Source organism: Ectopseudomonas oleovorans, assembly GCF_003052605.1.
GTDB classification, from domain to species: domain Bacteria; phylum Pseudomonadota; class Gammaproteobacteria; order Pseudomonadales; family Pseudomonadaceae; genus Aquipseudomonas; species Aquipseudomonas oleovorans_A.
Window position 1 is genome coordinate 1 of sequence record NZ_QASO01000141.1, and the last position, 10959, is coordinate 10959.

Consider the following 10959-nt stretch of genomic DNA (forward strand, 5'->3'; position numbering starts at 1 on the left):
GGGGTCTCCTCGTTTTCAGTGCAATAAGTGACGGTACGAAAAGCTAGCACTGGCGCGGAGGTGGTGTTGGTAGATCGTTGATTTCATTGACTTTCCTGTTCACTTTCAAATCTGCGATTCGTGGCGTCAAACCGTGGTCGGTTTCATCCATTGGTGCCAGTTATCGATGCATTTGGCCGCGAAGGCAGGATTTGGTCAGCATAGCGGTCAACCGGGAAGCGAAACACACCCCGCAAGTTGATGCTCTCCAGCCTGGTGGGCGCAATCTTCCCGATCAGTTCCGGTGGAATGACCTGGCGGCGGTTCGACCAGCGATCCAGGACCGCCTGCATCTGTGAGGTATTCCACGCCATCACGATGTTGGCCATCAGGCTCAACGCATCGGCCACAGCCTGCATTTCATCGACACGTTTGGCCTGCGCCGGGCTGATCCGGCCGGTATAAATGGCGCGCTTGAGGGCGTTAACAGCCTCGCCCCGATTGAGCACCCGGCGCAACTCGTTCCTGAAAGCGTCCTTGACAAAGTAGTCAGCCAAAAACGCCGTACGCAGCAACCGCCCCAATTGCACGCCAGCCTCATAGATTGGATCGCCCTGGGCGGCAGAACCGAACCGCGCAAGAGCTGCCACCGCACTGGCATGTCCGCTCATGACCGAGGCTGCCAGGTGCACCAGACTATCCCAATGCTTTTCGATCAAAGCGACGTCGACATTGGCTTCGCACACCGCAGCGATTTCTGCGGGCACTTTGGTGCCGCGTGGCACAAAGAGGTGGCGCTGTTTGAGTTCCTTCAACCGCGGGCAAAGATCAAAACCAAGCAAACGGGCATGTGACATGGCAAAGTCGGTGTAGCCATGGGTATCCACAGCAAGCTGGCTGGTCTCCAGCTTTTCTTGGCGGATGACACCTTCAATGGCCACGCCCGCCTGGCGCTCATTGAGCACAAAGGGCTGCGCATGGAAGATGCCCCACCGGTCTTTTACATGGGAGTAGATTCCAATGGAAGGTGTGTTGCGCCGAGGATCAAGCCGGGCTTGCCACACCCGTTTGGTGGTCTCCATGCTCATCATGTCAGAAGATGCCAAATCGGACCGCCCCCAGGTGGCGGCAATCGGGTGTCGCTGCATGAATTCCAGCACAGCCTGGCAGGCCTGGCTCAGACGCCGTTCGTCCCGCGCCCAGCGCATGGCCTGGCGAATGCTGGTGGCAGACAATTGCGGAATCATGCGCGCGCATTCGACCGCAGTCAGACTGGTGCCGTGGGCCATGATGCCGGCATAGACCATCAGCAGCTCGTCGGTAGAGCGCGGCTCACGTCCGAGCATGATCCAGCTAAAGCGCACCTGGGCGTCAACGGCCAGAATCACTTCCGGCAATTGAACCTCACCGATGCGGTGATCCAAAGCCGCGCGCAGCTTGGTCACTTCTGGGTCTTCGTCCTCTGCGGGCAATGGCGACAAATGGAGTTCATCATCCACGCGCAGTACGCCACTGCGGGCTGCAGCGGCCACCGCATCGACACCGGCAGTTACTCTGGCCAGCAAAGGCTTCAAGAAAGTGGCAGCCTTGCTGGGTAACGATAGACGGGCATAGTGTTTCTTGGACTCTGCCTGCCAACGCTCGTCCGTGAAGAACAAGCGCGCACGACCCCGAAAGCTCAGGCTGTGCTCAATCCAGACCGAGCCATTGCGCACCGCGCGGCGCAGGGCAAACAGGGTGGCCACCTCCAACGCCTGAAACGCCCGTTCCCGGTCTGGGCTGGAGATCGAAACCTGCCAGATCATTCCCAGACTTGGTGCCACCACTTCAACTGGCAGCTTTCTGGATCCTTTGAGATATAAAGCTTGCAGCTTGGCAAGGTACTCGATGGCAGGATGCTCGCCGGTGGCCTGCCAGGGCAGCTTTGCAATGGCGACGAGCAACGACCGCACGGGGCGAATTCCATCAATCAATCCCTCGCGGACCAGGGAGGCCCTGCTCGGTGGTTTGCGTTTCTGGGTTTCGGTGATCAAGGCTTCAAGACGGGCACGCAACTCAGCATCTGGCACCGCACCTTGCGCGCTCAAGGCAACAAGTTCGCCGAGCAGCGTTTTGTACATTGCGGCCCAATTGACGGTAGCGGGGACATCGGCGGCAGCCTGACGCCACAGATCGGCGATCCGGCGCTGCACCATAAGGATCAACTGGTCTGTGGTGGTGAACAGGCAATACCGAAGAAAGCATGCGACCTCCACGGTGCGCGCTGGCTCTTTGATCTTGGCTCCGGCTGAGGGCGGCCTGGAGACAAGTCGGCGCGCGTAGCGGCGCAAGATGAGATCGGGGATGTCTGCCAGGTGCTTATGAACGTCCAGCGTGTAAAGCAGGTCGATGCGCTCCAGTACCTCGCTGATTTGGCGGGTTGAGTGTTTCGCCGGTGCAGCCCATAGCCAACTCTGCTGGGTTTGTCCATCTGGGCGCAGCTCTGAAACTGAGGCTCGCCAGCGATCAAGTGTTGCTGGATCAACGCTGGCGGCGATGGCGGTGCCTGTTTCAACTTCAAGCTGGGCAAGTGCCGCCGCAATCAGTGTCCGAATTGCCCGCTCGTGCACGATCACCAGCTTGTTCTTGTACAGCCATTGACGCGCCCGCACGAGTAGCTGATCGCGGTCGGCGCAGCGCGCCACTTCGTCGCGCAGTTCACGTACCAGTGAGCGGCGCTGGTGCTCGCTCATCCACTGGAATCCAAGGACCGTGCAGGCTACTTGTTGGTGATCGAATAGCGTGCGCCCGCGTTCATACATGGCTCTCAGCGAGGCGACTTCTGGTGCTGCAATGCCAAGCTCGTTGCCAAGGTGGCGCCACAAGGCTACTGGAATTACCCGAAAGGCACCGAGCAAACGCCCACTCATGCGCAGGAAACCAATATGGAGCGCCAGACCAAGCTTGTGGGAATCACCTCGGCGTGCATTGATTGCGTCGCGCTCGGCACCATCGAAGGTGAAAAATGCCTTCATCTCGAAGTCGCTGATATCGCGGGGGAGCCCACGCATCCCCAAAAACGTTGTGTGCCAACCCTGCATCGTGAACCTCAAAAGTGGGAGGCCACCATACCCGTTTACAAAGCGAACAGGAAAGTCAATGAAATCAACGGTCTACCCAGACCACCCCCGCGCCAGTGCTAGCTTTGCGTACCGTCACTTATTGCACTGAAAACGAGGAGACCCCCCGGTAGCGCTGCTGCTCGAAACTGCGGTCGCGGATTTCACCCAGGCGGTTGAAAAACACTGCCCTGGCCAGCGCATTGCGCGCCTCGCCCTTGTTCAGGCCGGCATGCACGCGGCGGCGCAGTTCCACGCTTTGCAGCCAGTCCAGGATGAACAGCGTGCGCTCGATGCGGCCCAGCTCGCGGAGCGCCACGGCCAGGCCGTTCTGGCGTGGGTAGCTGCCGAGCTTTCGGAGCATCAGGGAGGCCGTCACCGTGCCCTGCTTGATCGAGGTGGCCAGCCGCAGGATTTCGTCCCAATGGGCGCGGACGTGCTTGATGTTGAGCGTGCCGCCGATCATGGGTTTCAGCGCGTCATAGGCGGCGTCGCCCTTCGGGATGTAGAGCTTGGTGTCGCCCAGGTCGCGGATGCGCGGCGCGAAGCGGAAGCCCAGGAGGTGCATCAGGGCGAAGACGTGATCGGTGAAGCCCGCCGTGTCGGTGTAATGCTCCTCGATCCGCAAGTCGGACTCGTGGTACAGCAGGCCGTCGAGCACGTAGGTCGAATCGCGCACGCCGACGTTCACGACCTTGGTGTGAAATGGCGCGTACTGGTCAGAAATGTGGGTGTAGAACGTCCGCCCTGGGCTGCTCCCGTATTTCGGGTTGATGTGGCCGGTGCTCTCGGCCTTGCTGCCGGTGCGGAAGTTCTGGCCGTCCGACGATGAGGTGGTGCCGTCGCCCCAGTGCTCGGCGAAGGGATGGCGGAACTGTGCGTTGACCAGATCGGCCAGCGCCGCCCCGTAGGTTTCGTCGCGGATGTGCCAGGCTTGCAGCCAAGCCAGCTTGGCGTAGGTCGTGCCGGGGCAAGACTCCGCCATCTTGGTCAGGCCCAGGTTGATCGCGTCGGCGAGGATCGTGGTCAGCAACAGGTTCTTGTCTTTGGCCGGGTCGCCCGATTTCAGATGCGCGAAATGCCGAGTGAAGCCCGTCCATTCGTCCACCTCCAGCAGCAGTTCGGTGATCTTGACGTGCGGCAGGATCATTGCCGTCTGGTCGATCAGCGCTTGGGCGGTGTCGGGTACCGCCGCGTCGAGCGGCGTGATCTTCAAGCCTGACTCGGTGATGATGGCGTCCGGCAGCTCGTTGGCCGTCGCCATACGGTTGACGGTGGCAAGCTGTGTTTCCAGCAGCGTCAGCCGGTCGTTCAGGTACCGGTTGCAGTCGGTGGCCACGGCCAGCGGCAATTCGCTGGCCTGCTTGAGGCTGGCGAATTTCGCGGGCGGCACCAGGTAGTCCTCGAAGTCCTTGAACTGGCGCGACCCCTGCACCCAGATGTCGCCGGAACGCAACGCGTTCTTCATCTCCGACAGCGCGCACAGTTCGTAGTAGCGCCGGTCGATGCCGGTGTCGGTCATGACCAGCTTCTGCCAGCGCGGCTTGATGAACTCGGTCGGCGCGTCGGCGGGCACCTTGCGGGCGTTGTCGCTGTTCATGCCGCGCAGCACCTCGATGGCGTCGAGCACGTCCTTCGCGGCGGGAGCGGCCCGCAGCTTGAGCACGGCAAGGAATTCCGGCGCGTAGCGGCGCAGCGTGGCGTAGCTTTCGCCGATGCGGTGCAGGAAATCGAAGTCCTCGGGCTGCGCAAGCTTCTGCGCTTCGGTGACGCTCTCGGCGAAGGCATCCCAGGACATGACGGCCTCGATGGCGGCGAACGGATCGCGGCCCGCCTGCTTGGCCTCGATCAGCGCCTGGCCGATGCGGCCGAACAACCGCACCTTGGCGTTGATCGCCTTGCCGGACGCCTGGAATTGCTGCTGATGCTTGTTCTTGGCGGCGTTGAACAGCTTGCCCAGGATGCGGTCGTGCAGGTCGATGATTTCGTCGGTGACGGTGGCCATGCCCTCGATGGCAAGCGCCACCAGGGTGGCATAGCGTCGCTGCGCCTCGAACTTGGCCAGGTCGGCGGGCGTCATCTGGCCACCCTCACGGGCGATCTTGAGCAGGCGGTTCTGGTGCACCGACCGCTCGATGCCAGAAGGCAGGTCGAGCGCCTGCCACGCTTTGAGGCGTTCGATGTGTTCCAGCATGTGCCGCGAATTCGGTTTGACGGGCGATTGGCGCAGCCAGGCCAGCCAGGTCGTTTTGCCGTTGTCCCGACGCTTGAGCAGATCGTCGAGGCGGCGGCGATGCGCGTCCGACAGCGGTTCGGCCAAGGCATCGTAGATGCGCCGGTTGGCGCGGGTGATTGCTTCGGCGCTCGCCCGCTCGACGGCGTTGAGGGCAGGCAGAATGACCGACTGCTGCCGCAGGTGCTCGATCAAGGTGCTGGCCAGCACGATGCCCTTGTCGGTCTGCAAGGCCATCTCGGTCAGCAACTGGACGGCCTGCCGGTAGTGGCCCATGGTAAAGGGCTGGAAGCCGAACACCGTTTGCAGTTCGACCAGGTGCTCGCGCCGGGTCTGCTCCCGCTGCCCGTATTCGTCCCAGCTTTCGACGCTGACCTTGAGCTGGTCGGCGACCAGTTTCAACAAGGGCGGAAACGGCGGCTCATCGACGCCCAGGATGACACCAGGAAAGCGCAGGTAACAGAGCTGCACGGCGAAGCCCAGCCGGTTGGCCGGGCCGCGCCGCTGCCGGATGATGGAGAGGTCGGTTTCGCTGAACGTGTAGTGACGGATCAACTCATCCTTGGTGTCCGGCAACGCCAGCAGGCTTTCGCGCTCGGCGGCGGACAGGATTGAACGACGTGGCATATTTACTGATCCGTTCTCAAGTATTGATACAGGGTTTCGCGACTGATTCCGAATTCACGAGCCAGCTTGGTCTTTTGCTCGCCAGCCTCGACACGTTGGCGCAGTTCGGCAATACGCTCAGACGACAGGGATTTCTTCCTGCCACGGTAGGCCCCGCGCTGCTTGGCGAGCGCGATGCCCTCGCGCTGCCGCTCGCGGATCAAGGCGCGTTCGAACTCGGCGAACGCGCCCATTACCGACAGCATCAGGTTCGCCATCGGCGAGTCCTCGCCGGTGAAGGTCAAATGCTCCTTAAGGAACTCGATGCGTACGCCGCGCTGGGTGAGGCCCTGCACCAGGCGGCGCAGGTCGTCGAGGTTGCGCGCCAGACGATCCATGCTGTGCACCACGACCGTGTCGCCTTCGCGCACGAAGGCGAGCAGCCGTTCCAGTTCGGGCCGCCGTGTGTCCTTGCCCGACGCCTTGTCGGTGAACACTTTATCCACCTGGATCTGTTCGAGCTGCCGTTCTGGGTTCTGGTCGAAGCTGCTGACGCGGACGTAACCGATGCGCTGACCGTGCAAGGTATCCTCCTGAGGGAAATGTGTCAGGAAGAAATCTATGACCCTTGACGGCGCATGTCAATCAATTCGGAAGGCAACTCTATTCTGACGATTTAGCGCCGGATGGTCTGACGCCAAGTTAGGGTATGCCTCAATCTGACGGTAGCGAGTCGCAGGCGTTCGGATCGGCATCGGTTTCGTTCCCTGTCTTGGCACGCGCTTCGAAGCGTTGATAACACTCCAACCCGCAGAAGTGCTCGACGTATTCCGCGCCTTCCGGGGTGAAGGCGGCATCGAGCGGGATTTCCTTGCAGCACACGCAGCAACTGGTGGTGGTCGAGTCACTTGCATTCATGGTGGCACCCCTCCATTGACTGACGAAGACGGCGAATGCCGCCGCCGGCATTGGCTTCGCGAACAGGAAGCCTTGTCCTGTGTCGCAGTCCGCTTGTCGCAATAGATCAAGACTCGCCGATGTTTCCACGCCTTCAGCCACCACATCCATGCCCAGCCCGTGCGCAAGCTGAATCACGGTGTGCACGATGGTTTGGTCGCGGCGGTCGTTGGCGAGCCCGGCGACAAACGATTGGTCGATCTTGAGCGTGCTGATTGGGCAGCACTTCAGATGTTGCAGACAGGAATACCCCGTCCCGAAGTCATCGGCGGCGAAGCGCACACCGATCTGCCGCAAGGCGTCCAGGGCGGGGAAGATCGCCGGATCACCAAACGCGACCGATTCGGTCAGCTCGATTTCGAGATACTCGGCGGGCAACTCGGCATCAGCCAGCACGCCCTTTACCCACCCGTCGAAGTCCGGTCCCACTTGGCTCGCCGAAACATTGACGGCCAGCCGGAACGGTCGCCATGCCAGCATTCGCCAGTCACGCATCTGGCGGCAGGCTTCGCCCAGCACCCAAGCGCCGATTTCAGGCATCAGGCCGGACGATTCGACCACGGGCAGGAACTGGCCCGGTGGCAATAGTCCAAGCGTCGGATGACGCCAGCGCAACAGGGCTTCCGCGCCGACAATCCCACCACTGCGCAGATCGACGACGGGCTGGTAGTGCAGTTCAAGCTGCCCGCGCTCGACCGCTTGGGCCAGTTCCGGCGTCGTCCATCCATCCGGCCGGAAAGCGCTCATTCTCTTTCCCTGAATGCCCGCAACGCCCGCGACAGGGACAGAAGGAACAGGCCGGTCAAACCGAGCGCCGCGATGACCCAATGCTCGCCGAGGAAAGCACCGGCGGTTGTGCCGGCCAGCACGACAGCGAGGATGGGCAGGTGGCAGGGGCAAGTCAGCACAGCCAGTCCGCCCCACAGGTAGCCGGTGATCGGTTTGTGCGTCTCGGACGGCAAGCGCTCGGGGTTGTTCATGGCAGACTCTCCGCGTGCTGTGCCGGCTCGGTCGGCAGGGTGGCCAACTGCACTTCCAGATCGGCCAACGCTTCGCGCCGACGCTCGACGAACTGACGCAGCAGGGCAAGCTGCGCGGCCGCTTCGTCGCCGTCCGCCGCATCCAGCGCCCGGCACAGCCGCGCCAGCGCGTCGAGGCCGATGCCCGCCTCGAAGGCCGCCCGCACGAAGCACAGCCGTTGCAAGGCGGCGTCATCGAACAAGCCGTAGCCGCCTGGTGTGCACGCCACCGGGCGCAGCAATCCGCGCAGCAGGTAGTCGCGCACGATATGCACGCTCACCCCGGCATCAAGAGCCAGCCGGGACACCGTGTAGGCGTTCATTGAACACCTCCTTTTTCTCACCCGGCGCAGCAGGAAAGCTGCTTCACATCCTTGTTGAAGGTCTGCGCCGCGAGCTTCAACCCCTCGACCATCGTCAGGTAGGGGAACAACTGGTCGGCCAGTTCCTGCACCGTCATGCGGTTGCGAATGGCCAGAGCCGCCGTCTGGATCAGTTCACCCGCTTCCGGCGCGACCGCCTGTACGCCGATCAGCCGATGGCTGCCTTCCTCGATAACCAACTTGATGAAGCCGCGTGTGTCGAAGTTGGCGAGCGCACGCGGCACGTTGTCCAAGGTCAAGGTGCGGCTGTCGGTCTCGATCCCGTCGTGGTGGGCTTCCGCCTCGCTGTAGCCCACGGTCGCCACTTGCGGATCGGTGAACACCACGGCCGGCATTGCGGTCAGGTCGAGCGCCGCATCGCCGCCGGTCATGTTGATCGCGGCACGGGTGCCGGCCGCTGCCGCCACATAGACGAACTGCGGCTGGTCGGTGCAGTCGCCGGCCGCGTAGATGTTCGGGTTGCTCGTGCGCATGCCTTGGTCGATGGCGATGGCACCTTGCGCATTGACAGTGACCCCCGCTGCGTCCAGCGCGAGGCTGCGCGTGTTCGGTGTCCGACCGGTGGCAACCAGCAGTTTGTCGGCGCGCAATTCACCGTGCGTGGTGGTCAGCACGAATTCACCGTCCATATGGGCGACCTGGCTGGCTTGCGTGTGCTCCAGCACCTCGATGCCCTCGGCACGGAAAGCGGCTGTCACCGCCTCGCCGATGGCCGGGTCTTCACGGAAGAACAAGGTATTGCGCGCCAGGACCGTGACCTTGCTGCCCAGCCGGGCAAAGGCTTGCGCCAGCTCCAGCGCCACCACCGACGAGCCGATTACGGCAAGGCGTTCGGGAATGGTGTCGCTCGCCAGGGCCTCGGTGGAAGTCCAGTAGGGTGACTCTTTCAAGCCCGGAATCGGCGGGACCGCCGGGCTGGCACCCGTGGCGACCAGGCAGCGGTCGAACATCACGACGCGCTCGCCACCCTCGTTCAAACGGACGGTAAGGCTCTGGTCGTCCTTGAAGCGCGCCTCACCGTGCACAACGGTGATGGCCGGATTACCGCCCAGGATGCCTTCGTACTTGGCGTGCCGCAGTTCGTCGACGCGGGCCTGCTGCTGGGCCAGCAGCTTACTGCGGTCAATCGTAGGCACAGTTGCCGCAATACCGCCATCGAACGGGCTTTCCCGGCGCAGATGGGCGATGTGGGCGGCGCGGATCATGATCTTGGACGGCACACAGCCGACATTGACGCAGGTGCCGCCGATGGTGCCGCGCTCGATCAGCGTGACCTGCGCGCCTTGCTCGACGGCTTTCAGCGCCGCCGCCATCGCGGCTCCACCGCTGCCAATGACCGCTACCTGCACCGGGGGCTCGTTGCCACTGTGCTTTTCGGCGGCGGCCATCCATCCCCGCACCTTGTCGAGCAGTCCGACGCGGTTGTCCGCCAGTGGCGCATCGGCTAGCGTTGCCTTGTAGCCCAGTCCGGCCACGGCGGCAGTCAGCGCGTCCGGCGATGTGCCCGGCACGATGGCGAGTTGCGCTGTGCCCTTCGGATAGGACACCAGCGCCGACTGCACGCCTGGCACTTTTTCCAGCGCTTCCTTGACGTGCGCCGCGCACGAGTCGCAAGTCATGCCGGTGATTTTTAGATGGGTCATGCAACAGATCCTTTATCGTTTGTGGCGCCAGACAATGACGTCCGTTGTGCTGCGGTGCCGTTTTCAGTGACTCACTGCTTGACGCTGGACGGATAGCCCGCGTCTGCGGTTGCCTTGGTCAGCTTCTGCACGCTGGTCTTGGCATCGTCGAAGGTGACGACCGCTTGGCGTGTCTCGAAAGTCACGTCAACTTTGCTGACGCCTTCGACCTTGGAAATCGCCTTCTTGACAGTGATCGGGCAGGCGGAGCAGGTCATGCCCGGTACGGACAGCGTGACGGTCTGGGTGGCGGCCCAGACGGGGGCAACAACGGCGGCGAGGGCGAGGGAGGCAAACAGTTTCTTCATGGTGAACTCCGATCAGTAGAAAAATGGCATGACGTAGGGAAATCCGAGCGCGACCAGAACCAGCGCGGCCACGATCCAGAAAATGAGCTTGTAAGTAGCTCGCACTTGGGGAATCGCGCAGACCTCACCCGGTTTGCAGGCCGCTGCCTGCCGGTAGATGCGCCGCCAGGCGAAGAACAACGCCACCAGCGCCACGCCGATAAAGATGGGGCGATAGGGTTCCAACACCGTCAAGTTGCCGATCCAAGCGCCGCTGAACCCCAAGGCGATCAGAACCAGCGGCCCGAGGCAGCAAGCCGAGGCGAGGATGGCGGCCAGCCCGCCAGTGAAGAGCGCGCCGCGCCCGTTTTGAGGTTCAGACATACGTTTGTCCTTTCGAATCTGAATTGGATAGCTTAAGCTTACTTCCGTAGTTATGTACGGAGTCAAGCGATATGGAAAACAATTTGGAGAACCTGACCATTGGCGTTTTCGCCAGGACGGCCGGGGTCAATGTGGAGACCATCCGGTTCTATCAGCGCAAGGGCTTGCTCCCGGAACCGGACAAGCCTTACGGCAGCATTCGCCGCTATGGCGAGACGGATGTAACGCGGGTGCGCTTCGTGAAATCAGCCCAGCGGTTGGGCTTCAGCCTGGATGAGATCGCCGAGCTGCTGCGGCTGGAGGATGGCACCCATTGCGAGGAAGCCAGCAG

At 62.3% G+C, this 10959-nt stretch carries 9 protein-coding genes and 1 pseudogene; 1 reads left to right on the forward strand and 9 read right to left on the reverse strand.

What is annotated here, in order from left to right; translation table 11 throughout:
- Positions 1–143: 143 nt before the first annotated feature.
- The 9 genes and pseudogenes from DBO86_RS25220 to merT all read right to left on the reverse strand — a co-directional run bounded on the left by DBO86_RS25220 (position 144) and on the right by merT (position 10628).
- Positions 144–3059, reverse strand: coding sequence for a Tn3-like element IS1071 family transposase (locus DBO86_RS25220; RefSeq protein ID WP_003049965.1), 2916 nt, complete (start codon positions 3057–3059; stop codon positions 144–146).
- A gap of 145 nt (positions 3060–3204) precedes the next feature.
- Positions 3205–5937, reverse strand: a pseudogene (locus DBO86_RS25225) (Tn3 family transposase); the annotation flags it as partial.
- Between the two features lie 2 nt (positions 5938–5939).
- Entirely contained in the window at positions 5940–6500 is a 561-nt protein-coding gene (locus tag DBO86_RS25230) for a recombinase family protein (RefSeq protein ID WP_003124096.1), read from the reverse strand.
- A 130-nt stretch (positions 6501–6630) separates the two neighbouring features.
- Positions 6631–7620, reverse strand: a complete 990-nt coding sequence (locus DBO86_RS25235) for a DUF3330 domain-containing protein (protein ID WP_003132006.1) — start codon at positions 7618–7620, stop codon at positions 6631–6633.
- Positions 7617–7853 (reverse strand): broad-spectrum mercury transporter MerE, encoded by a 237-nt coding sequence (merE, locus tag DBO86_RS25240; protein WP_003132004.1) that lies wholly within the window; start codon positions 7851–7853, stop codon positions 7617–7619. Before merE ends, DBO86_RS25235 begins: the two co-directional genes overlap by 4 nt.
- Positions 7850–8215 carry a mercury resistance co-regulator MerD gene (merD, locus tag DBO86_RS25245; RefSeq protein ID WP_000995360.1) on the reverse strand — a complete coding sequence of 122 codons (366 nt, stop codon included), beginning with the start codon at positions 8213–8215 and terminating at the stop codon, positions 7850–7852. The genes merE and merD overlap by 4 nt, the downstream gene beginning before the upstream one ends.
- Before the next feature lie 17 nt (positions 8216–8232).
- A complete protein-coding gene (merA, locus tag DBO86_RS25250; RefSeq protein ID WP_003158917.1) occupies positions 8233–9918 on the reverse strand; it encodes a mercury(II) reductase in 1686 nt (561 codons plus the stop codon).
- A gap of 71 nt (positions 9919–9989) precedes the next feature.
- On the reverse strand, positions 9990–10265 hold the full coding sequence (gene merP, locus DBO86_RS25255) for a mercury resistance system periplasmic binding protein MerP (protein WP_003131987.1): 276 nt from the start codon (positions 10263–10265) through the stop codon (positions 9990–9992).
- Positions 10266–10277: 12 nt separating this feature from the next.
- Positions 10278–10628 (reverse strand): mercuric ion transporter MerT, encoded by a 351-nt coding sequence (merT, locus tag DBO86_RS25260; RefSeq protein WP_108235194.1) that lies wholly within the window; start codon positions 10626–10628, stop codon positions 10278–10280.
- A 71-nt stretch (positions 10629–10699) separates the two neighbouring features.
- Between merT and DBO86_RS25265 the strand changes: the two genes are divergently transcribed.
- The coding region (locus DBO86_RS25265; protein ID WP_146173217.1) for a MerR family transcriptional regulator at positions 10700–10959 on the forward strand (260 nt) is incomplete at its 3' end.

Excerpts from the sequence above, each read along its gene's own strand:
- DBO86_RS25220 (WP_003049965.1), bottom strand. The coding sequence starts at position 3,059 with ATGCAGGGTTGGCACACAACGTTTTTGGGGATGCGTGGGCTCCCCCGC.
- DBO86_RS25235 (WP_003132006.1), bottom strand. The coding sequence starts at position 7,620 with ATGAGCGCTTTCCGGCCGGATGGATGGACGACGCCGGAACTGGCCCAA.
- merE (WP_003132004.1), bottom strand. The coding sequence starts at position 7,853 with ATGAACAACCCCGAGCGCTTGCCGTCCGAGACGCACAAACCGATCACC.
- merD (WP_000995360.1), bottom strand. The coding sequence starts at position 8,215 with ATGAACGCCTACACGGTGTCCCGGCTGGCTCTTGATGCCGGGGTGAGC.
- merA (WP_003158917.1), bottom strand. The coding sequence starts at position 9,918 with ATGACCCATCTAAAAATCACCGGCATGACTTGCGACTCGTGCGCGGCG.
- merP (WP_003131987.1), bottom strand. The coding sequence starts at position 10,265 with ATGAAGAAACTGTTTGCCTCCCTCGCCCTCGCCGCCGTTGTTGCCCCC.
- merT (WP_108235194.1), bottom strand. The coding sequence starts at position 10,628 with ATGTCTGAACCTCAAAACGGGCGCGGCGCGCTCTTCACTGGCGGGCTG.